The 20,965-nt window shown below is 65.7% G+C and carries 25 protein-coding genes and 1 pseudogene; 24 read left to right on the top strand and 2 right to left on the bottom strand.

Features of this window, described 5'->3' with window-relative positions; translation table 11 throughout:
- Position 1: 1 nt before the first annotated feature.
- From RLCC275e_RS34220 to RLCC275e_RS08450, 24 genes are all read left to right on the top strand, one after another.
- On the top strand, positions 2-430 hold the full coding sequence (locus tag RLCC275e_RS34220) for a transcriptional regulator domain-containing protein (protein WP_368389619.1): 429 nt from the start codon (positions 2-4) through the stop codon (positions 428-430).
- Positions 324-881: a DUF2285 domain-containing protein gene (locus tag RLCC275e_RS08560; protein WP_246723433.1), complete on the top strand. Its 558-nt coding sequence runs from the start codon at positions 324-326 to the stop codon at positions 879-881. Before RLCC275e_RS34220 ends, RLCC275e_RS08560 begins: the two co-directional genes overlap by 107 nt.
- Before the next feature lie 125 nt (positions 882-1,006).
- Positions 1,007-1,291 (top strand): helix-turn-helix transcriptional regulator, encoded by a 285-nt coding sequence (locus tag RLCC275e_RS08555; RefSeq protein WP_033182482.1) that lies wholly within the window; start codon positions 1,007-1,009, stop codon positions 1,289-1,291.
- Positions 1,292-1,302: 11 nt separating this feature from the next.
- Positions 1,303-2,190, top strand: a complete 888-nt coding sequence (locus RLCC275e_RS08550; protein ID WP_033182481.1) for a replication initiator protein A — start codon at positions 1,303-1,305, stop codon at positions 2,188-2,190.
- 208 nt (positions 2,191-2,398) lie between these two features.
- Positions 2,399-3,037, top strand: a complete 639-nt coding sequence (gene parA / locus RLCC275e_RS08545; protein ID WP_033182480.1) for a ParA family partition ATPase — start codon at positions 2,399-2,401, stop codon at positions 3,035-3,037.
- Positions 3,034-3,285, top strand: coding sequence for a hypothetical protein (locus RLCC275e_RS08540; RefSeq protein WP_033182479.1), 252 nt, complete (start codon positions 3,034-3,036; stop codon positions 3,283-3,285). The genes parA and RLCC275e_RS08540 overlap by 4 nt, the downstream gene beginning before the upstream one ends.
- Complete coding sequence (locus tag RLCC275e_RS08535; protein WP_033182478.1) at positions 3,285-3,803, top strand: DUF2840 domain-containing protein; 519 nt, start codon at positions 3,285-3,287, stop codon at positions 3,801-3,803. The genes RLCC275e_RS08540 and RLCC275e_RS08535 overlap by 1 nt, the downstream gene beginning before the upstream one ends.
- Positions 3,800-4,345 carry a S26 family signal peptidase gene (locus tag RLCC275e_RS08530; protein ID WP_033182477.1) on the top strand — a complete coding sequence of 182 codons (546 nt, stop codon included), beginning with the start codon at positions 3,800-3,802 and terminating at the stop codon, positions 4,343-4,345. The genes RLCC275e_RS08535 and RLCC275e_RS08530 overlap by 4 nt, the downstream gene beginning before the upstream one ends.
- A gap of 45 nt (positions 4,346-4,390) precedes the next feature.
- Positions 4,391-4,729, top strand: a complete 339-nt coding sequence (locus RLCC275e_RS08525; RefSeq protein ID WP_033182476.1) for a DUF736 domain-containing protein — start codon at positions 4,391-4,393, stop codon at positions 4,727-4,729.
- A gap of 3 nt (positions 4,730-4,732) precedes the next feature.
- Positions 4,733-5,497 carry a lytic transglycosylase domain-containing protein gene (locus RLCC275e_RS08520; RefSeq protein WP_033182475.1) on the top strand — a complete coding sequence of 255 codons (765 nt, stop codon included), beginning with the start codon at positions 4,733-4,735 and terminating at the stop codon, positions 5,495-5,497.
- A 244-nt stretch (positions 5,498-5,741) separates the two neighbouring features.
- A complete protein-coding gene (locus RLCC275e_RS08515) occupies positions 5,742-7,478 on the top strand; it encodes a relaxase/mobilization nuclease domain-containing protein (RefSeq protein WP_033182474.1) in 1,737 nt (578 codons plus the stop codon).
- Between the two features lie 25 nt (positions 7,479-7,503).
- Positions 7,504-9,489 (top strand): conjugal transfer protein TraG, encoded by a 1,986-nt coding sequence (locus RLCC275e_RS08510; RefSeq protein WP_033182473.1) that lies wholly within the window; start codon positions 7,504-7,506, stop codon positions 9,487-9,489.
- 8 nt (positions 9,490-9,497) lie between these two features.
- Positions 9,498-9,932, top strand: coding sequence for a hypothetical protein (locus RLCC275e_RS08505; protein WP_033182472.1), 435 nt, complete (start codon positions 9,498-9,500; stop codon positions 9,930-9,932).
- A gap of 169 nt (positions 9,933-10,101) precedes the next feature.
- Positions 10,102-11,085 carry a P-type conjugative transfer ATPase TrbB gene (gene trbB / locus RLCC275e_RS08500; protein WP_033182471.1) on the top strand — a complete coding sequence of 328 codons (984 nt, stop codon included), beginning with the start codon at positions 10,102-10,104 and terminating at the stop codon, positions 11,083-11,085.
- Positions 11,082-11,414, top strand: a complete 333-nt coding sequence (locus RLCC275e_RS08495; protein ID WP_033182470.1) for a TrbC/VirB2 family type IV secretion system protein — start codon at positions 11,082-11,084, stop codon at positions 11,412-11,414. The genes trbB and RLCC275e_RS08495 overlap by 4 nt, the downstream gene beginning before the upstream one ends.
- On the top strand, positions 11,414-11,695 hold the full coding sequence (locus RLCC275e_RS08490) for a VirB3 family type IV secretion system protein (protein ID WP_033182469.1): 282 nt from the start codon (positions 11,414-11,416) through the stop codon (positions 11,693-11,695). The genes RLCC275e_RS08495 and RLCC275e_RS08490 overlap by 1 nt, the downstream gene beginning before the upstream one ends.
- A 12-nt stretch (positions 11,696-11,707) precedes the next feature.
- On the top strand, positions 11,708-14,164 hold the full coding sequence (gene trbE, locus RLCC275e_RS08485; RefSeq protein ID WP_033182468.1) for a conjugal transfer protein TrbE: 2,457 nt from the start codon (positions 11,708-11,710) through the stop codon (positions 14,162-14,164).
- Positions 14,161-14,928, top strand: a complete 768-nt coding sequence (gene trbJ, locus RLCC275e_RS08480) for a P-type conjugative transfer protein TrbJ (RefSeq protein WP_033182467.1) — start codon at positions 14,161-14,163, stop codon at positions 14,926-14,928. The genes trbE and trbJ overlap by 4 nt, the downstream gene beginning before the upstream one ends.
- Before the next feature lie 10 nt (positions 14,929-14,938).
- Positions 14,939-15,328 carry a putative entry exclusion protein TrbK-alt gene (gene trbK-alt, locus RLCC275e_RS08475; RefSeq protein ID WP_033182466.1) on the top strand — a complete coding sequence of 130 codons (390 nt, stop codon included), beginning with the start codon at positions 14,939-14,941 and terminating at the stop codon, positions 15,326-15,328.
- 4 nt (positions 15,329-15,332) lie between these two features.
- Positions 15,333-16,697, top strand: a complete 1,365-nt coding sequence (gene trbL, locus RLCC275e_RS08470; RefSeq protein ID WP_171891358.1) for a P-type conjugative transfer protein TrbL — start codon at positions 15,333-15,335, stop codon at positions 16,695-16,697.
- A complete protein-coding gene (gene trbF / locus RLCC275e_RS08465) occupies positions 16,697-17,380 on the top strand; it encodes a conjugal transfer protein TrbF (RefSeq protein WP_033179549.1) in 684 nt (227 codons plus the stop codon). The genes trbL and trbF overlap by 1 nt, the downstream gene beginning before the upstream one ends.
- The gene (gene trbG / locus RLCC275e_RS08460; protein WP_033179548.1) at positions 17,377-18,426 is read left to right on the top strand and encodes a P-type conjugative transfer protein TrbG; all 1,050 of its coding nucleotides are present in this window, start codon (positions 17,377-17,379) and stop codon (positions 18,424-18,426) included. The genes trbF and trbG overlap by 4 nt, the downstream gene beginning before the upstream one ends.
- Positions 18,423-19,643, top strand: coding sequence for a TraB/TrbI/VirB10 family type IV secretion system protein (locus RLCC275e_RS08455; protein WP_033179547.1), 1,221 nt, complete (start codon positions 18,423-18,425; stop codon positions 19,641-19,643). The genes trbG and RLCC275e_RS08455 overlap by 4 nt, the downstream gene beginning before the upstream one ends.
- Before the next feature lies 1 nt (position 19,644).
- Complete coding sequence (locus RLCC275e_RS08450; protein WP_033179546.1) at positions 19,645-19,866, top strand: DUF2274 domain-containing protein; 222 nt, start codon at positions 19,645-19,647, stop codon at positions 19,864-19,866.
- 22 nt (positions 19,867-19,888) lie between these two features.
- Here the strand turns inward: RLCC275e_RS08450 and RLCC275e_RS08445 are convergent, their stop codons facing one another.
- Together RLCC275e_RS08445 and RLCC275e_RS34215 are read right to left on the bottom strand one after the other, a co-directional pair.
- Positions 19,889-20,521: a LysR family substrate-binding domain-containing protein gene (locus RLCC275e_RS08445; RefSeq protein WP_246723432.1), complete on the bottom strand. Its 633-nt coding sequence runs from the start codon at positions 20,519-20,521 to the stop codon at positions 19,889-19,891.
- A 165-nt stretch (positions 20,522-20,686) separates the two neighbouring features.
- Positions 20,687-20,827: pseudogene (locus RLCC275e_RS34215) on the bottom strand (helix-turn-helix domain-containing protein); the annotation flags it as partial.
- Between the last annotated feature and the right edge of the window lie 138 nt (positions 20,828-20,965).

The following is a 20,965-nucleotide window of genomic DNA, read 5'->3' as shown; positions in this document are numbered from 1 at the left end:
GATGCAGAATCTGCATCACGTTGACCCGACTTCGTTCTTCCCAGCACCGACTCAACTTGGAATCGTGACGACCACAAAACTCGCGTTGAGCAACAAGTTCGCGGAGGCGTTGGAGATGTCCGAAGAAGAGAGTTGGCGGTCCGAAGCCGCCTATGACTATATTGACCAGCTTACGACGAGTGACCTCGCCTGGGAATTCCTGCGGCGCAACCCGGATTATAGGGTCGCCTTTCAAGAACTACTGTCCTCCGGACGATTGAGCGATGAAACGGCGACATCGTTCGCCGAGCAATGGGGGTTGTGTTTTCGCAGCCGACCCACGCATCACGGCTCTCGCCCAGCCGATCTTCTGGACACCGCAAACCGATCCGGCGGCGATCATCCTCCAAACCGGCCCGGCTCCGGCCGAAGGATCGCACCTTACCGTTGACGATCTTCGGATTCACGCCGTCCTTCAGCGAGAGGCCGCGCAACTTCGGCTGGATATGATCGGCGCGCGCTTCGACCTCACGCTTGCGGGCCCGATGGAGGACAAGGCACTCGCCGCCGTGATCCCTCTCGACGAACTCACACCCGACCGCCTGACCGCGCTGGGACGATTCTGGGCGGCGGCAACAGGTCGGCCAGTGTCCGCCGATCCGCGCATGACGCCGCAACGACACCAGCGGGCCCGGCAGATGCTGCGCGCTATAGACGCGCGACACGCCGGCGCCATCTACCGTGTCGTTGCCGAGCAGCTCTTCCCCCAACACAAAATCGACGCAGCATCCTGGGTCGGCGACCCGATCCGGGAAATCACCATCCGTCTCGCCCGCGACGGCATGAAGCTGGTTCGCGGCGGCTACCGGACATTGCTGCGCCGCCCACGCCGGGATCGCTGATACCGTTTGGGTGTCGATTTTAGCGGATTACTTCGACATCGTCCGGGGCGCCGTCTTCGCGCCACCGTGCTCGCAACCCGCCGCTCATTCGCAGCGGCCACCCGCGAGACCACGGAGGTTCGATCATGGCCGAAAAAGCCGCCAATTTACCGCCACGCTACCTGCGAACGCAGGAGGCGGCGCGCTTCCTCGGCCTGTCCGAACGCACCCTCGAAAAGCACCGCACCTACGGCACGGGTCCGACCTATCGCAAGCTCGGCGGCCGCGTCGTCTATTCCGTCGATGACCTCCAGGCTTGGGCGGATCGCGGTCTCGTCACCTCCACCTCCGACCCGCGCGGCGGCACGGTGCTGCCAGCCAAACGCCAGACCGCCGTGCCCGCCACGGCCGGCGCTCGGTTCCCCCGCTGAGACGACCGGCCATGTCGTTCCACCCCCACAATCGCGAGGAGCGCGCGCAGCTCGATCTGTTCCGGGCGCTGCCCGGCGATCTCGCACCCCGCGATGCCCAGGACCTCATGGCTTATCCGTTCTTCTCGCTCGCCAAGTCGAAGCGCCTGGCACCGATCGACTTCAAGGCGGGTTCGGTGAAGATCCGCGTCGAAGCCGTCCCCGAACATGGCATGGCCACGATTTGGGACGCCGATGTCCTCATCTGGGCAGCCTCCCAGATTGTCGAAGCGCGCGATGTCGGCTTGCGTCCGTCGCGCCTGATGGCGACCACCCCCTATGAAATTCTGAACTTCATCGGCCGCGGCGTGTCGCTACGCGACTACGACCGCCTGAAGGCCGCGCTCGACCGGCTGCAGTCGACCACGGTCGCGACCTCGATCCGCCAGCCGACCGAGCGGCGGATGCACCGCTTCTCTTGGATCAACGAATGGAAGGAGCGCGCCGATCACCGCGGCCGTCCGCTCGGCCTCGAGCTGATCGTTCCCGACTGGTTTTACGGCGCCGTCCTTGACGATGCGCTCGTGCTGACGATCGACCGCAAATACTTCGATCTCACAGGCGGGCTGGAGCGCTGGCTTTATCGCCTGGTGCGCAAGCACGGCGGCAAGCAGGAACACGGCTGGAGCTTCGATTTCCCGCACCTCCACGCGAAATCCGGCAGCCTCTCGCCGCTCAAACACTTCGCCTACGACCTGCGCGAGATCGTCCGCCGCCAGCCGCTGCCCGGCTATCGCCTGACCATCGAGCAATGCTTCGGCGGCCCCGAAATCCTGTCTTTTGTACCCACCGATCCCGACGCACTCGGCATTCCGCGCCGCCGTCGCCGCTCGATAACTCGACCTGGGGATAAGCTGTGAATCATCTCGTGCTATCAGGGACCGGGGCTATCGTGCCATTGGGGACCGGACCCTCGTGCTATCGGGGACCTAAATCGCCGATTCATTGCGCTGAATCAGCAGCTTGCGAGCCCCGTAACTTATCTAACCTAGATTCCTACGGAATCTTTCTAACGCAACCCGCTTTTTCGTGCGGTGTGGACGAGTCCCCGATCGCCGGGAGACCGTCATGATCGTCGCGCTCCTCAACCAGAAGGGCGGCGTCGGCAAGACGACGCTCGCCCTCCATCTCGCCGGTGAATGGGCTCGGAGCGGTAAGCGCGTCACGCTAATCGACGCCGATCCTCAAGGGTCTGCGCTGGATTGGTCGCAGCAACGCAGCCGGGAGGGATTGCAGCGGCTGTTCGGTGTTGTCGGTCTGGCCCGGGACACGCTCCACCGCGAAGCGCCGGAGCTGGCGCGTGACGCTGACCATGTCGTCATCGACGGACCGCCGCGCGTCGCCAGTTTGATGCGCTCGGCGCTGCTCGCCGCCGACCTCGTGCTGATCCCAGTGCAGCCGTCGCCGCTCGACGGCTGGGCGTCGGCCGAGATGCTCGCGCTGCTCAATGAAGCACGTATCTACCGCCCAGAGCTTGCCGCTCGCTTCGTGCTGAACCGCTGCGCGGCGCGCACCGTGCTCGCCCGCGAAACCGTCGAGACGCTCGCCGACCACGACCCGCCATTGCTCGCGACGACCATCGGTCAGCGCATCGTCTTCGCCGATGTCGTGCAGACCGGCCGGATCGCCGCGGAGCAGGACCAGGATTGTCCGGGCGCGCGCGAGATCACCGCGCTCGCGGCCGAAATCTTGAGGATCGGCGCATGAGCGAACGATCTCCCAGGCGTGGGTTCGCATCTCGGCCAGGCGATCCAGAAAACTGGATCAAGGCGCCCGATCGCCAGACACAGCGACCGCAATCCGCCGACGACTTCTCGGCTCGGCTGACCATCGACGTCACCGCCGATATGCGCGGCCGCATCAAGATTGCGGCCTTCCAGCGCGGCCAGACTGTCGCCGACATGCTCCGCACGCTGCTCGAACGCGAATTCCCACAATCCCAAGGAGACGACTGATGTCCGGCCTTGCTGCCGTATCCGCGCGCGCCGGTCGCGCACCTCCCACGCCGCCTGCGGATCTCACCAAAGTCGAACTCGTCTGGATCGAGAAGCAAATCGAGCACTGGATTCGTTTCGGCCGCGAGGTCCGCGAACAGGTCCTCGACCGTCGCCGACGTATCCTCTTCTTCCCTTCCGGCGCGGTCTTCGCGCTGGTGCGCTGGGCCGCGAACGAGCACGGCACCATGCTCTCCCGCCTCGACATTCTGCGCGCGGTGGGTCCTGGCGAACCCTGCCAGACAATCCCGACCGTGACGCCCGGCGGCGACATTCTGCTGCGCGTCGACGGCTGGCCGAGGGTGGAGCGCATGCTCCAGCTCATCGACGCGATCGAGGCCATCGGCATCGATCCGGCCGAGGTCGCGCCCGATTACTGGCGGCACGTTCACAATCGCCTGGCCGTCGGCGAGACGCCGCGCGCCTACACGACGCAGCGCCATCGCGCCTTCCTCCTGGCGCGGAGGATCGGCGCATGACCCGGCTCGGCTACGCCGTCACCACGACGGGCGCCGTGTCGTTGCTCGGCATCCTATCGATCGTTTCCTTCGCGCCGAAGCTGATCTGGAATGCGTCGGCCAGCACGCCGATCGGCCTCTATGCCATCGCGCCAGACCCGTCCCCCGAGGTCACCGATCTGGTCGCCGTGCGTGCGCCCGAGCCGCTCGCGAGCTTCCTCGCCGAGGGCGGCTATCTGCCGCGCGGCGTGCCGCTGATGAAGCGCGTCGTAGCGCTTCCCGGTGAACGCGTTTGCAGGACCGGCCTCGCCATCACCGTCGACGCCGTGCCGATGGGCGACGCGCTTGATCGCGATCGTCGCGGCAATCTGCTGCCCGTCTGGCAAGGCTGCCGCGTCGTCGCCGAGGGCGAGCTGTTCCTGATGAACTGGCAGGTCAGCGACAGCCTCGACGGCCGCTACTTCGGCCCGCTTCCCGCCTCCGCCGTGATCGGCCGGGCCATCCCTCTCTACACCGACGAGGACGGCGATGGCCGCTTCGTCTGGGGCGCGCCGACGCGGTGACGACATGCCCATTCCCAATCTCACCGCACATCAATGGAGACAATCATGTCCCTAATCGGTCAATTCAGCCGCACCAAATCGGGCTATGCCGGGCGGCTCAGAACGCTCACGCTCGACGCCGAGTTGGTGCTCGTGCCGGTAGAGCAATCCGACACGGAGAACGCGCCCGACTACCGCGTCCATCTCGGATCGGATGAGGACGGTCCCGAAGTTGGAGCGGGCTGGAAGCGCACCGGTGAGAAGGCCGGCGAGTACGTTTCGTTGCAGATAGACGATCCGACCTTCAGCCAGCCTGTCCGCGCTAACCTGTTCCAGTCGGCCGACGACAAGTCCGACTGGGGTCTGCACTGGAACCGCCCGCCTCGGCGCAGCGAGCGGGACTGAGCGATGTCGGCCCGCCGCCATCCCGCTGTCGCCGGCCGGCATTCCACCGTCCGGCGCACAGCCTTCCTTCTCCTTTCCGGCCTGCTGACCGCCGCGCCGCTTTGCGCCGACGCGAATGCACAGACCGTGTCGGGCGAACGCCTCTCTCGCGTCGATCCCTACGCCGTCTTGATCGCCGAGGCTGCGCGACGATTTGGCGTTCCCGAACATTGGATTCGTGCGGTCATGCGCGTCGAAAGCGCCGGCGACATGCGCGCCATCTCATCGGCCGGCGCGATGGGCCTGATGCAGATCATGCCCGCGACCTGGGCGAATTTGCGCGCTCGACATGGTCTCGGCGACGACCCCTACAACCCGCGCGATAACATCATGGCGGGCGCGGCGTATCTGCGCGAGATGCACGATCGCTACGGCTCGCCCGGCTTTCTGGCGGCCTATAACGCTGGTCCCGGCCGCTACGAGGAATATCGGGCGACCGGCCGCCCGTTGCCAGCCGAAACACGCGCCTATGTCGCCGCCCTCGCACCGATCATCGGCGGCGGCGATCTCGCTGCCCCCGTCACGGTGGCGACCGCCGATCCGCTCGCCTGGACCCGTGCGCCACTCTTCATCGTGCAGGTCGACAGCAGCGCGGGTGCAGTCCAGCGGCAGCGGGACGGCGATCCGGCCGCACCCTCTGCGCGGGAGTCTGCTCGCGATCCGGACCTGCCTGCACCGCGATCGGACGGCCTATTCGTGGCGCGGACTGATACTGCGGGGCCGCGATGAGTGGCTTCGCACTCCATGCGGCATTGTCGGGTTCTGGCGTGGAGTTGGCGTCAGAGGCGGGAAAAGCAGGCAGCACAACCGAACGATGGCGAGATAAAAGCGCGCGATGTGCGGCTTGGTGCGGTCGTGTGTTTTCAGAGACTTATGGCGCATTTGCGCGAGGTGCGCCTGATCGGCGCAGCCTGCGCTATCGCGATTTCTGCAAGGATTTCCTTGGCTTTGCACGATGTGCGGGGCCTCGGCCATGAGCGGCGAGGACGATTTCCGCATCCGGCCGGGCCGCATTCGCTCGACCCGCGCACAGCAGGCGCGGCCCTTCATCGCCCAGGCGCTGGCGGCCGCCCAGCGCGCCGGCGGCAGCGTCTCGCGGTCCGGCAAGATCAGCTCGGGCAACCGCTCGCGTTTCGGTCGCGGTCAGCGCGCGACGGTGCAGGCCAATCGTCTGCTCACCAGCCGATCGCGCAATACGGTGATCAAGACGCGCGTCGTCCGGCACACCGCTCGCGCCGCGCCGCTCTCCGCCCACCTCAGCTATCTCCGGCGCGAGGGCGTCACCCGCGATGGGGAGAAGGCGCGGCTGTTCGGTCCGGAGACCGAGGACGCCGATCCCAAGGCCTTCGCCGAGCGGACCCAGGACGACCGCCATCATTTCCGCTTCATCGTCTCGCCCGAGGACGCGACCGAGATGTCCGACCTCAAGACATATGCCCGCGACCTGATGGGGCAGATGGAGAAGGACCTCGGCACCAAGCTCGACTGGGTCGGCGTCGATCACTGGAATACGGACAATCCGCACGTCCATATCATCCTGCGCGGGCGCACCGATGACGGCCAGGACCTCGTCATCTCGCGCGACTACATCAAGGAAGGCATGCGCGCCCGCGCGCAGGATCTCGTCACCCAGGAGTTGGGGCGGCGCACCGATCACGAAATCCGCCGCAATCTGGAGCGGCAGATCGAGGCGGAGCGCTGGACCAATCTCGACCGGCAGCTTGCCAGGGACAGCTACCGTACCGGCGTCGTCGATCTCGCCCCGCACCCCGATCGCCAGCCGGACGAATTCCACGCGATGAAGGTTGGGCGGCTGCGCAAGCTCGAGACGCTCGGCCTCGCGGATCAGGTTGGCCCCGGCCAATGGGCCGTGTCCGAGAATGCCGAGGCGACCCTGCGCGAGCTGGGCGAACGCGGCGACATCATCAAACGCATCCACCGCGGCCTGACCGAACGCGGCATCGAACGCGGCGCGGCGAGATATGTCCTCGCCGGCGAGAGCATCAACGATCCCGTCGTCGGCCGACTGGTCGATCGCGGTCTCGACGATGAGCTGAAGGGCACGGCCTATGCCGTGGTCGACGGCACGGACGGGCGAACCCATCACATCAAGCTGCCCGACCTCGACGCCGCCGGCGACAGCGCGCCGGGTTCGATCGTGGAGCTGCGCAAATTCGACGACGCGCAGGGACGTAGGCGAGTCGCACTCGCCGTCCGCTCCGATCTCGACATCTCCGCCCAGGTCAACGCGACCGGCGCGACCTGGCTCGACCGACAGGCCATCGCCCGCGATCCCGTCGCACTCGGCGGCGGCTTCGGCGCGGAGGTTCGCCAGGCGATGGTCCGGCGGGCCGATCATCTCGTCGGTCAGGGCCTCGCCGAGCGGCAAGCGCGCGGCGTCAGTTTCTCCCCGGGGCTGATCGACACGTTGCGGCAGCGCGAGGTGGAAGCCCTTGGCGAGAAGCTCGCGAACGAGACCGGGCGCCAGTTCTCCAAGGCCGCACCGGGCGAGTATGTGGCGGGCACCTATCGCCAGCGCTTCACGCTCGCTTCCGGCCGCTTCGCCATGATCGACGACGGCCTCGGCTTCCAGCTCGTGCCCTGGTCGCCGTCCCTCGAACGCCAGATCGGTCAGCACGTCTCCGGCGTGTCGCGCGGCGCCGGTGGCGTCGACTGGAGCTTCGGCCGCAATCGCGGTCTCGGCATGTAGCCCAATCAAGAAAGGAGTGCCCGCCATGTCGGCGACCAAAATCCTCTGGGGCCAGATCCTCACCGTCTTTCTGATCGTGCTCATGACGACCTGGGCGGCGACGCAGTGGACGGCCTACCGACTCGGCTTCCAGCCGCAGCTCGGACTCCCGTGGTTCGAGTTGGCCGGCTGGCCGATCTACTATCCGCCCGCCTTCTTCTGGTGGTGGTACTTTTACGATGCCTATGCCCCGCCGATCTTCATCGAGGGCGCCTACATCGCCGCGTCAGGCGGCTTCATCTCGATCGCGGTCGCGATCGGCATGTCCGTCTGGCGAGCACGTGAAGCCAAGAATGCCGAGACGTTCGGCTCCGCCCGATGGGCCGCTGCACCCGAAGTGAGCGCCGCCGGCCTGCTGGGCCCGGATGGCGTCATCCTGGGGAAGTTCGAGCGCGGCTATCTCCGCCACGATGGTCCCGAGCATGTGCTGTGCTTTGCGCCCACGCGATCCGGCAAGGGCGTCGGCCTGGTCGTGCCCTCGCTACTCACCTGGCCCGGCTCGGCGATTGTCCATGACATCAAGGGCGAGAACTGGACGCTGACGGCCGGCTTCCGGTCCCGGCACGGCCGCGTCCTGCTATTTGATCCGACCAACGCAAAGTCGGCCGCCTACAATCCGCTGCTCGAGGTGCGCCGCGGTGAATGGGAGGTCCGCGACGTCCAGAACATCGCCGACATCCTGGTCGACCCGGAAGGCTCGCTCGAGAAACGGAATCATTGGGAGAAGACTAGCCACGCGTTGCTGGTCGGCGCCATTCTGCACGTCCTCTACGCCGAGGCCGACAAGACCCTCGCGGGCGTGGCCGCCTTCCTCTCCGATCCAAAGCGGCCGATCGATTCGACCCTCGCCGCCATGATGAAGACGGCGCATCTCGGCGAGGCCGGACCGCATCCGGTGATCGCCAGCGCCGCACGCGAGCTGCTGAACAAATCAGACAATGAGCGGTCGGGCGTGCTGTCCACCGCGATGTCGTTCCTCGGCCTATACCGCGATCCCGTAGTGGCAGAGGTCACACGCCGCTGCGACTGGCGCATCGTCGATATCGTGGGCGGCAAGCATCCAACGACGCTCTACCTCGTCGTGCCACCATCGGACATCAATCGGACTAAGCCGCTGATCCGCCTGATCCTCAATCAGATCGGCCGGCGGCTCACGGAGGATCTGAAGGCGAACGGCAACCGCCATCGTCTTCTCCTGATGCTCGACGAATTTCCGGCCCTCGGCCGCCTCGACTTTTTCGAGAGTGCGCTCGCCTTCATGGCGGGATACGGCCTCAAAGCCTTCCTCATCGCCCAGTCGCTGAACCAGATCGAGAAGGCCTACGGGCCGAACAACTCGATCCTCGACAACTGCCATGTGCGCGTCAGCTTCGCGACCAACGATGAGCGGACCGCCAAACGTGTCTCGGATGCGCTTGGCACCGCGACTGAGATGCGCGCGATGAAGAACTATGCCGGTCATCGCCTGTCGCCCTGGCTCGGCCACTTGATGGTCTCGCGCTCGGAAACGGCCCGGCAACTGATGACGCCCGGCGAAATCATGCAGCTTCCGCCATCCGACGAAATCGTCATGGTCGCCGGCACCCCGCCGATCCGCGCGAAGAAGGCGCGATATTATGAGGATCGCCGGTTTCAGGAGCGCATCTTGCCGCCGCCAAACCTTTTGAAGCCAACAGCCGCCCGACCGGACGACTGGAGCACGCTGCCCCTTCCGGTGAAGCCGGCGGTGGCGACGGCTACCGGCGGCGGCGGATCGGAAGATGAGGACACGACCGACTCCGAGCGCCGGCACCAGCCGGAACTGAGCCGCTCAAAACCCGTCGAGACTAAGCAACCCATCGAAAACGAATTCGAGATCGACCCCCGCGACGACGCCGACGAGGATGCCGCACGTCTCTCGCGCATGAGCCAGACCATGCGCCAGGTGGCACGCCAAGCCTCGCTCGATCCCAACGACGGCATCGAGCTTTAGGAGGCACCATGGCAAAGCCTCCCAAAAAGCAGCGGCTATCCGTGTATCTCGAACCGGACGTCATGAAAGCGCTCGCCGCGCACGCCGCCCGGCGCGATCAATCCCTCTCCCTGATCGCGGAAGCCGGCATCGCCTCTTTCCTCTCGCCTGACGCCTCCGAACGGCAGGAGGCGGCGACGACGAAGCGGCTCGATCAGCTCGACCGGCGGATGGCACGCATGGAGCGCGACCTTGGCATCGCCGTCGAAACGCTGGCCGTCTTCATCCGCTTCTGGCTGACGACGAACCCGCCGCTACCGGAGCCTGCCCAGACTGCGGCGCGCGCCAAAGCCGGCGAGCGCTACGAGGCGTTCGTCACCGCGCTCGGCCGCCGACTCGCTCACGGGCCGAAGCTTCGGCAAGAGATTTCGGAAGACATCGCGCCCGCGCATGACGCGGAATAATCACGGCTGCGTCTGCCGCAAGTATTCCGCCATTCCGCCGTTTCCTTGTCTTTGTACGCCACAGTACGACGACCACATCATGGTTGTTGTCAAGCCATGATTTCTGCCTCTCCTACTCATCCCCGATCCAGGGCCGCGCTTCGCGGACCCGCAAAAGGACGGGGACGACGTGGCGGCCAATCACCAGAAATCGCAGGCGATCCTTCGCGGCGCGCGCATGCTGCGCACCGCCCTCGGGCCGGCGATCGCCCGGTTTCTGGAAGACCCCGCGATCGTCGAGGTGATGCTCAACCCCGATGGGCGGCTCTGGGTCGACCGTCTTTCCGAAGGGCTTTCCGACACAGGCGAAGTGCTATCGCCTTCGGACGGCGAGCGGATCATCCGTCTCGTCGCCCACCATGTCGGCGCGGAGGTTCATCCCGGCGCCCCGCGTGTCTCGGCCGAGCTGCCCGAAACGGGGGAGCGGTTCGAGGGATTGTTGCCGCCGGTGGTATCCGCGCCGGCCTTCGCGATTCGCAAGCCTGCCGTCGCCGTGTTTACGCTCGACGATTATGTCGCCGCCGGGATCATGGTGGCGGATCAGGCCGAGACGCTGCGCCAAGCCGTCGCCGGACGGCGCAACATCCTCGTTGCCGGAGGCACATCCACCGGCAAAACGACCCTCACCAACGCACTGCTCGCCGAGGTCTCGAAGACCTCGGACCGGGTCGTCCTGATCGAGGACATTCGCGAGCTGCAATGCGCCGCGCCCAATCTGGTCGCGATGCGGACAAAGGACGGCGTCGCCTCGCTCTCCGATCTCGTCCGCTCCTCGCTTCGCCTGCGCCCCGATCGCATCCCGATCGGCGAGGTGCGCGGCGCTGAGGCACTCGATCTGCTGAAGGCCTGGGGCACCGGACATCCCGGCGGCGTCGGAACGATCCACGCCGGCACGGCCATCGGCGCGCTGCGCCGCATGGAGCAGCTGATCCAGGAAGCCGTGGTCACCGTCCCGCGCGCTCTGATCGCCGAGACGATTGACCTGGTCGCCGTGCTGTCCGGTCGCGGCGCGTCGCGCCGCCTCACCGAACTCGCCCGTATCGAGGGTCTTGGCCCCGACGGCGACTACCGCGTCACCCCCGCACGCCAGCCCCTCACAGGAGACCCGTCATGATCCAGCATACCCTGCGCATCCGCCGCCACATCGCCACGGCGGTGTCAGTCACCTTTCTCACGCTGGCGCTCGCCCCCGCCGCCCACGCCACGGGATCCTCGATGCCGTGGGAAGCACCACTGCAGAAAATTCTCGATTCGATCGAGGGTCCGGTCTCCAAGATCATCGCGGTCATGATCATTATCATTACCGGCCTGACACTCGCTTTTGGCGACACGTCGGGCGGCGCACGCAAACTGATCCAGATCGTCTTCGGTCTGTCGATTGCCTTCGCCGCGTCCAGTTTCTTCCTGTCGTTCTTCTCTTTCGGCGGCGGGGCGCTCGTCTGATGGCCGACGGCGCCGACAATGGCGGTGAGCTGCCGGGCCTCTCGGTCCCGGTCCATCGGGCGCTGACCGAGCATATCCTGCTCGGCGGCGCTCCGCGCTCGATCGCCATCCTCAACGGTACGCTCGCCGCCGCGCTTGGCCTCGGCCTTCGCCTCTGGCTGGTCGGTCTCGGGCTCTGGGCTCTCGGCCACTTCGCGGCTGTCTGGGCCGCCAAGCGCGATCCGCAATTCGTCGACGTCGTGCGCAAGCATCTGCGCATCCCCGGCCACCTGTCGGTCTGAGGAGGAACGACGATGATGAACCTCGCCGAATATCGCAACCGCAACACCCGACTCGCGGACTTCCTGCCCTGGGTCGCTCTGGTCGGCGAAGGCATCGTGCTGAACAAGGACGGCAGCCTGCAGCGCACCGCGCGCTTCCGCGGCCCCGACCTTGACAGTGCGGTGCCGGCCGAGCTGGTCGCGGTCGCAGGCCGTCTCAACAACGCCTTCCGTCGCCTGGGTTCCGGCTGGGCGATCTTCGTCGAGGCGCAGCGCCATGGCGCCGCGACCTATCCCGTCAGTATGTTCGCCGACAGCGCCTCCGCCTTGGTCGACGCCGAACGCAAGGCCGATTTCGAGGAAGCCGGCGCGCATTTCGAGTCCAGCTACTTCCTGACTTTCCTCTATCTGCCGCCGGTCGAGGACGCGGCGCGGGCCGAAACCTGGCTCTACGAGGGCCGCGATCACGCCGGCGTCGACGCGCACGAGATCCTGCGCGGCTTCGCCGACCGCACCGATCGCATCCTCCAGCTCATCGACGCCTTCATGCCGGAATGCGCCTGGCTCGATGACGGCGAGACGCTGACCTATTTGCATTCGACGGTCTCAACGAAGCGGCATCGCGTCCGCGTCCCCGAAACGCCGATGTATCTCGATGCACTGCTCGCCGATCAACCACTCACCGGCGGGCTAGAGCCGCGCCTGGGCGATGCGCATGTCCGCATCCTCACCATTGTCGGCTTCCCGACCGCGACCACGCCCGGCATCCTCGACGAGCTGAACCAGCTGGCCTTTCCCTATCGCTGGTCGACGCGCGCCATTCTGCTCGACAAGACCGACGCGACCAAGCTGCTGACCAAGATCCGGCGGCAATGGTTCGCCAAGCGCAAATCGATCGCCGCCATCTTGAAAGAGGTGATGACGAACGAGGCCTCCGCCCTCGTGGACACCGATGCTTCTAACAAGGCGGCCGATGCTGACATGGCGTTGCAGGAGCTGGGCGCGGACTACGCCGGCCAAGCCTATGTGACCGCGACGATCACGGTCTGGGACGATGATCCGCGCATCGCCGCCGAGAAGTTGCGGATGGTCGAGAAAGTCATCCAGGGCCGCGACTTCACCGCAATGCCCGAGACGATCAACGCTGTGGAAGCCTGGCTCGGCTCGCTGCCCGGCCATGTCTACGCCAATGTCCGCCAACCCCCGATCAACACATTGAATCTCGCCCACATGATCCCGCTGTCGGCGGTGTGGGCGGGACCGGAACGGGACGAGCACTTCGCAGCACCCCCACTGCTGTTCGGCAAGACCGAAGGCTCGACCCCATTCCGGCTTTCCATCCATGTGGGCGACGTCGGCCATACTCTGATCGTTGGTCCGACCGGCGCCGGCAAGTCGGTGCTGCTGGCGCTGATGGCGCTGCAATTCCGACGCTATCCCCAAAGCCAAGTCTTCGCCTTCGACTTCGGCGGATCAATCCGCGCCGCGGCGCTCGCCATGCGTGGCGACTGGCACGATCTCGGCGGTGGCCTCACCGAAGGCTCGGACGACAGCGTGTCGCTTCAACCGCTCGCACGCATCGAGGATGTCGCCGAGCGCGCCTGGGCCTCCGATTGGCTAGTCGCGATCCTGATACGCGAGAGTGTGCCCGTCACGCCCGAGGTGAAGGAACATCTATGGTCGGCGCTCTCCTCGCTGGCCTCCGCACCAATCGCCGAGCGGACGTTGACGGGTCTGTCTGTCCTGCTTCAGTCAAACGACCTGAAGCAAGCGCTGCGGCCCTATTGCGTTGGCGGTCCCTATGGACGGCTGCTCGACGCCGAGGCCGAGCATCTGGGTGAGGCCAATGTTCAGGTCTTCGAGACCGAAGGACTGATCGGCACTGGCGCGGCTGCCGCTGTGCTCGCCTATCTCTTCCACCGTATCGAGGATCGCCTAGACGGTCGCCCGACACTGCTGATCGTCGACGAAGGCTGGCTCGCGCTGGACGACGAGGGTTTCGCCGGGCAACTCCGCGAATGGCTGAAGACGCTCCGCAAGAAGAACGCCAGCGTCATCTTCGCCACCCAGTCGCTCTCGGATATTGACGGCTCGGCGATCGCGCCGGCCATCATCGAAAGCTGCCAGACCCGCATCTTGCTCCCGAACGAGCGCGCGATCGAGCCGCAGATCACGGCTATCTATCGCCGCTTCGGGCTCAACGATCGCCAGATCGAGATCCTCGCGCGGGCGATGCCCAAGCGCGACTATTACTGCCAATCCCGGCGCGGCAACCGGCTGTTCGAACTGGGCCTGTCGGACGTGGCGCTCGCGCTTTGCGCCGCATCATCGAAGCAACATCAGGCGCTGATTGCGGACGTTCACGCCCGCAGCGGCACGGACGGATTCCTCGCGGAGTGGCTCGCCGAAAACCGGCTTGCCTGGGCCGCCGACCTCATCGCCGACCTCACCAACGTCATCCCCCAAACCGATCCGGAGGTACGCCCATGACTCGTTCCGTTCGTTCCCGCTCACGCGCCGCTCGGCTCGCCTTCTCCATTCTGGCGGCGCCTTTGGCGCTGTCACCGCTGCTCACCGCGCCGGCGCACGCCATCATCGTCTACGATCCCACCAATTACGCGCAGAACGTTCTTCAGGCCGCCCGCGCGCTCGAGCAGATCAACAACCAGATCACCTCGCTGCAGAACCAGGCACAGTCACTGATCAATCAGGCGCGCAACCTCGCGAGCTTGCCATACTCGTCACTGCAGCAGCTTCAGCAGTCCGTGCAGCGGACGCAACAGCTCCTCACCCAAGCGCAGAACATCGCCTACAATGTGCAGAACATCGACCAGGCGTTCCGCACGACCTACGGCAACGCGTCGATGACCGCCTCGGACCAGCAGCTCGTCGCCGGCGCGCGGGAGCGCTGGCAGAACACGGTCGGCGGCTTGCAGGATGCGATGCGCGTCCAGGCCGGCGTCGTCGGCAACATCGACACGAACCGGACCCAGATGTCGGCGCTGGTGGGCCAGAGCCAGGGCGCTACCGGCGCGCTGCAGGCGACACAGGCGGGCAACCAGCTTCTCGCCCTGCAAGCGCAGCAGCTCGCCGACCTAACGGCTGTGGTCGCCGCAAACGGTCGCGCGCAGAGCCTGTCCGAAGCGGAGCGCTCAGCCGCGGCCGAGCAAGGTCGCGAGCAGCGCCGTCGCTTCCTGACGCCGGGCAGCGGCTACCAGCCGGGCAACGCCCGCATGTTCCCGAACGGCAACTGAGGGCGCGGCCATGGACGGCAAGATGCTCGCCCGACTCGGCACCGTCATTTTTGTCGCAATCGCAGTGACTGCGACCGCGATCGAGATGAGCCGGAAAGAAGAAGCGCCCGAGGCGTGGCCGTCCGGCCGCGCCGCCGTGACCACGGCCGACCCGTTGCGCGACGAGCTGATCCGCTGCCAGGCGCTCGGCGAAGCCGGTCCCCGCGACCTCGCATGCCTGCGGGCTTGGGCTGAAAACCGCAACCGCTTCCTTGCGCCCGGCGCGCGACCTGCCGAGCGACTGCCGGACATGCCGCCAGCGCCGCGAAACGACACCACTCCCCAACCGGGCCGCACCGATCAGCCAGCCGTGGAGCCCGCCGCGCCGATCGCGGCGCCGCAGCTCGACGAAGCGAGATAACATCATGGGCGGCACCGGCGTCATCGACCATTTCCTCGAGGTATTTACCCGCTACATCGATAGCGGATTCGGGTTGCTCAGCGGCGAAGTCGCCTTCATCGCCACCACCCTGATCGTCATCGACGTGACGCTGGCTGCACTCTTCTGGAGCTGGGGCGCCGACGACGACATCATGGCTCGCCTGGTGAAGAAGACGCTGTTCGTCGGCGTCTTCGCCTACATCATCGGCAACTGGAACAACCTGGCACGCATCGTCTTCGAAAGCTTCGCCGGCCTGGGCTTAAAGGCCAGCGGCACCAGCTTCACCACGGCCGATCTCTTGCGCCCTGGCAAGGTCGCGCAAACCGGTCTCGACGCCGGCCGGCCGCTCTTGGAGTCGATCTCTGGTCTGATGGGCTACTGGTCGTTCTTCGAGAACTTCATCCAGATCGCCTGCATGTTCCTTGCCTGGGCGCTGGTGCTTCTCGCCTTCTTCATCCTCTCCATCCAGCTCTTCGTCACCCTCATCGAATTCAAGCTGACGACGCTCGCGGGCTTCGTGCTGATCCCCTTCGGCCTGTTCGGCAAATCGGCCTTCATGGCCGAACGCGTACTCGGCAACGTCATCTCCTCCGGCATCAAGGTTTTGGTGCTTGCCGTCATCATCGGCATCGGCTCGACCCTCTTCTCAGAGTTCACATCCGGCTTCGGCGGGGCAACCCCTACCATCGACGAAGCGATGGCGATCGTGCTCGCCGCGCTGTCGCTGCTTGGCCTCGGCATCTTCGGTCCCGGCATCGCCAGTGGTCTCGTTTCCGGCGGCCCGCAGCTCAGCGCCGGCGCGGCGGTCGGCACGGGCATGGCCGCAGGCGGCATGGTCGCGCTAGGCGCTGGCGCCGTCGGTGCCGCCACGTCCGGTGGCGCTGCGCTCGCGGGTGGCGCCGCCGCCGCCGCTCGCGGCGGTGCCGCGATCGCTGGCGGCGCGTCCACTGCCTACAGCCTCGGCGCAGCCGGTCAGTCCGGCGCGGCCGGTGTCGCCTCCGGGCTCGGTGGGGTCGCCCGTGCCGGCGGTAGCGCCGCCGTCTCTCCACTGCGCCGCGCCGCGTCGCGGGCCGCCGAAAGCATGCGCTCCAGCTTCAATGCTGGCGGCAAGGCTGCCTTCGAGGCGACGGGCGGCACTTCCACCGCGGGTTCGATCGGCGGAGACGCGGCCGGTGACGGCGCCGCTGCCACCGGTTCCGCGAACGCCGGCGGTCCGCCGGCCTGGGCGCAACGGATGCGCCGATCCCAACACATGACCCATGCCGTCCAGGCCACAGCCCATGCCGTCCGCTCAGGCGACGCCCACGGCGGCGGCTCTTCCGTCAATCTTTCCGAAGGCGATCGCTGATGTTCAAACGACCAACCACTCATTACGGAAAAGCCTCCGAGCCGGAGACGCCCTATCAGCGCGCCGCCCAGGCCTGGGATGAGCGAATAGGCGCCTCGCGTGTCCAGGCGAAGAACTGGCGGCTGATGGCGTTCGGCTCGCTGATCCTGTCGGCCGGGTTCGCCACCGCGCTCGTTGTGCAGTCAGCGCGGGGAACGATCGTGCCGTGGGTGGTGCAGGTCGATCGGCTCGGCCAGGCGCAGGCCGTCGCGCCTGCCGTCACCGACTACCGGCCGACCGATCCGCAAATCGCTTTCCACCTCGCGCGGTTCATCGAGCAGGTTCGCTCTATTCCGGCCGACGCCATCATCGTGCGCCAGAATTGGCTGCGCGCTTATGACTTCACGACCGATCGCGGCGCCATGGCCCTGAACGATTACGCTCGGTCGAACGACCCGTTTGCGAAGGTCGGCCGCCAGCAGATCGCGATCGACGTCTCCAGTGTCATTCGCGCGTCACCCAACAGCTTCCGCGTCGCCTGGGTCGAGCGCCGCTATGAGAACGGCCAGCTGGCCGAGACCACGCGCTGGACCGCGATCCTGACGATCGTGGTGCAGATCCCGCGCAACGCCGACAGGCTCAGGGCAAATCCGCTCGGAATCTACGTCAACGCCATCAACTGGTCACGGGAGCTTGGGCAATGAAGCCGTATTTCCGTAAAGCCGGAAACCCGGCTTCACACACATCCGTAGTCTCGGCTTTTCGCAAAGCCGCATTCCCCATGGTCCTGCTGGCGACGACCGCGCTCGCCGGCTGCGCCACCACCAATCCGCCGCCGGAGATCTCTTATGACAATGCCGCTCCGGCCGTGCAGACTGTCGATCCCCCTGCACCCGTAACCGTAGTCGAACTGCCTCGGCCGCTGCCGCTGCCTGGCCAGTTGCAGCGCGTCGAGCCATCCCGGCGTATACCGGAGCCGACCGACCCAACGGCGCGGGTGAACCAGGCCAATGCAGCCGCGCGCATCCAGCCGGTGCGCGACGGCTTCATCAACTCGATGCAGGTCTATCCGTTCACGCAAGGGGCGCTCTATCAGGTCTATACGGCCGTCGGACAAATCACGGACATCGCGTTGCAACCCGGGGAACAGCTTGTCGGCTCAGGCCCCGTCGCCGCCGGCGACACGGTGCGCTGGATCATCGGTGATACCGAGAGCGGTTCGGGCGCGACCCGGCAGATCCATATCCTCGTGAAGCCCACCCGCACCGATCTGATGACCAACCTCGTCATCAATACCAATCTGCGCACCTATCATATGGAACTGCGCTCGACCGAACGGACGTATATGGCGTCTGTGTCCTGGCAGTACCCACAGGACCAGCTCATCGCGCTGCGCCGGCAAAACGCCGAGGCGCAGGCCTCCCAGCCGGTGGCGAGCGGCGTCGATCTCACCAACGTCAATTTCCGCTACGCCATCGACGGTGACCGTGCGCCGTGGCGACCGCTGCGCGCCTTTGACGACGGTCGCCAGGTCTTCATCGAATTCCCGCGCGGGATCAGTCAAGGCGAAATGCCGCCGCTATTCGTCGTCGGACCGGAGGGCAACACCTCAGAGCTGGTAAACTACCGCGTTCGCGGCAACCACATGATCGTCGATCGGCTCTTCGCCGCGGCCGAACTGCGCTTCGGCTCCGGTAATCACCAGAAGCGCGTGCGCATTACCCGCACTGACGGGAGGCCCGCATCGTGAGCGAGAATCCGCCCCGGAATGAGGAAGTGCCGGACGACGATACGCAGCCCTTGACCGGCGAGCCGATCGGGCCTGCACCAATGCGTCTGCGCGCGGAACCGCCGCGCGTCACCCGGCTGTCGCGTAAGGTCCTCGCGGGAATCGGCCTCGTCGCCAGCGTCGGGCTCGGCGGCGCTCTCGTCTATGCGCTTCAGACCCGCGATGGCGCGCGCCCGAACGAGGAACTCTATTCGACGGAGAACCGCTCGACCGCCGACGGGCTCGCCGGCTTGCCGCGTGACTACAGCGGCGTGCCTCGCCTTGGTCCGCCGCTACCGGGAGACCTAGGCCGCGCGATCGTCGGCGCGCAGGAGCGCGGCCAGCCCGTTCCGACGCCTGGCATCGCCACTCCCAATCCGGGCATCAGTCCCGAAGAGCAGCGCAGGCTGCAGGAGATTGAGACCGCCAGAACTAGCCGGCTATTTTCCGGCACCGAGACGCGCACTGGAGCGTCCGTTGCGGCGCCCGCCATCGCTCCGCCGCCAGCGCCCGACCTCGCGGGCCTCGGCCTCGCGCCTCCGCCGGCGACACCATCGGCGCAGGACCGCCAGACTGCCTTTCTCAACGCGGCCCCGGACCGCCGTACAGTCGCGGCCGATCGTGTCGTTGCGCCCGCATCGCCGAACATCCTGCAAGCAGGCGCGGTCATATCGGCTGCGCTGATCACCGGCATCAGGTCCGATCTGCCGGGCCAGATTACCGCGCAGGTTACCGAGAACATCTACGACAGCCCAACCGGCCGCATTCTCCTCGTGCCCCAGGGCACGCGCGTCATCGGCCAATACGACAACAACGTGCAGTTCGGTCAAAGCCGCGTGCTGCTGGTCTGGAACCGGCTGATCTTTCCGAACGGTCGCTCGATCGTTCTTGAGCGCCAGCCGGGCGCAGACGCGGAGGGATTCGCCGGCCTTCAGGATGGTGTCGATTATCACTGGTGGGATCTGGCAAAAGCCGCAGGGCTGTCAACCTTGCTCAGCGTCGGAGCGGAACTAGCCACAAACGATGACGATCGGCTGGTCAGCGCGATCCGCAACGGCGGGCAGGACACGATAAACGACGCCGGCCAGCAGATCGTCCGGCGCCAGCTCAACATCGCACCAACGCTGACAGTCCGACCGGGCTTCCCTGTGCGCGTGATCGTCACCCGCGATCTGGTGCTCGAACCTTATGGAGGGTGAGATGACCAAGCTCAAGCTCGGCACGATTGCCGACGACAAGCCGATCAAGGTGACGGTCGAGCTGCCCGGGCCGCTACACCGGGATCTCGTTGCCTATGCCGAGATTCTCGCGCGGGAAAGCGGCCAACCCTTAGCCGATCCTGTGAAGCTCATCGCACCGATGGTCCAGCGCTTCATCGCTACCGACCGCGGTTTCGCCAAGGCGCGCCGTCAGTCCTCTTAAGGTAGACCGCAACCGCATCCGATCAATCTGTCGCCGCGCCCTTCCTGATCTCTGCGCGTCGCGTCTGGCGTGCGTGATCCAAGCTTAACTCAATCAAAAGCTTAAGTGCCGGATTCTGATTCGATGCCGACCACACCACGCTGGACGACACTGTGTCTTCGCCACTAGCGATCGAAAGGAAGCGGACTCCCGGATACGGGATACCAAAGGTCGAACGTGTGGTCAGAGTTATCCCAAACCCTTGCGCGACCATATTGATCAGGTTCTCCCGGCCTACACGCTGAACCGAGATCCTTGGGTGAAATCCAGGGCCGGATAACTGCCTTACCAGGTGATCCTCTATCTCCGGTCCTGCTGCATCCGCAGTCACGAGAAAGGTCTCGTGCCTTACATCATCCCAGGTGACCGCTGCGAGAGCGGCCATTGCGTGAGCTTCAGGGACCGCAACACAAATTTTCTCATCCCACAGTCTTTCCGTTCGACATCCAGGTAGTTTTGGATCGCCAGGTATAAAGGCGGCATCCAGTCGGCCGTTGAGCACGGCGCTGGCATTCACCTGAGAGGTCGCCTCATCCAGCTTTATCTCAATCCCCGGAAATCTGCGATGGTACGCTCCAAGCAAATCAGCCAGGAAGCCACTCGCCAACGAAGCCATCAGTCCAATCCGCAGCTCTCCGAGATGACCTCGTCGGGCGAGCGCAAGTCCGTTTACGGCCTCTCTGAGATGGTCCGCTCCGACTGCGGCCTCCCGCAGGAAGCGTTCCCCGGCAAGTGTCGTGCGCGCACCAGATCGGCTCCGCTCGAACAGTTGAACCCCAATGCGTCGCTCTAGCAGTTGAATCCGACGACTTACGGTGGACTGTGGAATATTAAGAATGTCCGCCGTGCGCCTAAAGCTTCCATGCTCGGCAACAAGGATTGCATATCTGAGGTAGCGCAGATCAAGGGATAGATCTGGCACCGTCGTCGCTTTCTGAAGGGCTTTCGATCAGCGAAGAGTTCATCGTCAATCTCGCGTGGGCGGTGTGTATCCATGATCGCTCCGCGGACACAAAAAGAGCTGCAAAGCACGTTTTGCGGATGACGCCGCAGATGTTGC

The organism is Rhizobium brockwellii, from assembly GCF_000769405.2.
GTDB lineage: Bacteria > Pseudomonadota > Alphaproteobacteria > Rhizobiales > Rhizobiaceae > Rhizobium > Rhizobium brockwellii.
Note: the sequence above shows the minus strand (reverse complement) of the source record. Positions and strands in the feature narration are given on the sequence as shown.

Coding starts and splice junctions, on each gene's coding strand:
- trbF (WP_033179549.1), top strand. CDS start 16,697: ATGTTCAAACGACCAACCACTCATTACGGAAAAGCCTCCGAGCCGGAG.
- trbK-alt (WP_033182466.1), top strand. CDS start 14,939: ATGGACGGCAAGATGCTCGCCCGACTCGGCACCGTCATTTTTGTCGCA.
- parA (WP_033182480.1), top strand. CDS start 2,399: ATGATCGTCGCGCTCCTCAACCAGAAGGGCGGCGTCGGCAAGACGACG.
- RLCC275e_RS08490 (WP_033182469.1), top strand. CDS start 11,414: ATGGCCGACGGCGCCGACAATGGCGGTGAGCTGCCGGGCCTCTCGGTC.
- RLCC275e_RS08535 (WP_033182478.1), top strand. CDS start 3,285: ATGTCCGGCCTTGCTGCCGTATCCGCGCGCGCCGGTCGCGCACCTCCC.
- RLCC275e_RS08540 (WP_033182479.1), top strand. CDS start 3,034: ATGAGCGAACGATCTCCCAGGCGTGGGTTCGCATCTCGGCCAGGCGAT.
- trbJ (WP_033182467.1), top strand. CDS start 14,161: ATGACTCGTTCCGTTCGTTCCCGCTCACGCGCCGCTCGGCTCGCCTTC.
- RLCC275e_RS08510 (WP_033182473.1), top strand. CDS start 7,504: ATGTCGGCGACCAAAATCCTCTGGGGCCAGATCCTCACCGTCTTTCTG.
- RLCC275e_RS08450 (WP_033179546.1), top strand. CDS start 19,645: ATGACCAAGCTCAAGCTCGGCACGATTGCCGACGACAAGCCGATCAAG.
- RLCC275e_RS08505 (WP_033182472.1), top strand. CDS start 9,498: ATGGCAAAGCCTCCCAAAAAGCAGCGGCTATCCGTGTATCTCGAACCG.
- RLCC275e_RS08530 (WP_033182477.1), top strand. CDS start 3,800: ATGACCCGGCTCGGCTACGCCGTCACCACGACGGGCGCCGTGTCGTTG.
- RLCC275e_RS34220 (WP_368389619.1), top strand. CDS start 2: ATGCAGAATCTGCATCACGTTGACCCGACTTCGTTCTTCCCAGCACCG.
- trbL (WP_171891358.1), top strand. CDS start 15,333: ATGGGCGGCACCGGCGTCATCGACCATTTCCTCGAGGTATTTACCCGC.
- RLCC275e_RS08525 (WP_033182476.1), top strand. CDS start 4,391: ATGTCCCTAATCGGTCAATTCAGCCGCACCAAATCGGGCTATGCCGGG.
- RLCC275e_RS08520 (WP_033182475.1), top strand. CDS start 4,733: ATGTCGGCCCGCCGCCATCCCGCTGTCGCCGGCCGGCATTCCACCGTC.
- RLCC275e_RS08515 (WP_033182474.1), top strand. CDS start 5,742: ATGAGCGGCGAGGACGATTTCCGCATCCGGCCGGGCCGCATTCGCTCG.
- trbE (WP_033182468.1), top strand. CDS start 11,708: ATGATGAACCTCGCCGAATATCGCAACCGCAACACCCGACTCGCGGAC.
- trbG (WP_033179548.1), top strand. CDS start 17,377: ATGAAGCCGTATTTCCGTAAAGCCGGAAACCCGGCTTCACACACATCC.
- RLCC275e_RS08445 (WP_246723432.1), bottom strand. CDS start 20,521: ATGGCTTCGTTGGCGAGTGGCTTCCTGGCTGATTTGCTTGGAGCGTAC.
- RLCC275e_RS08495 (WP_033182470.1), top strand. CDS start 11,082: ATGATCCAGCATACCCTGCGCATCCGCCGCCACATCGCCACGGCGGTG.
- RLCC275e_RS08550 (WP_033182481.1), top strand. CDS start 1,303: ATGTCGTTCCACCCCCACAATCGCGAGGAGCGCGCGCAGCTCGATCTG.
- RLCC275e_RS08555 (WP_033182482.1), top strand. CDS start 1,007: ATGGCCGAAAAAGCCGCCAATTTACCGCCACGCTACCTGCGAACGCAG.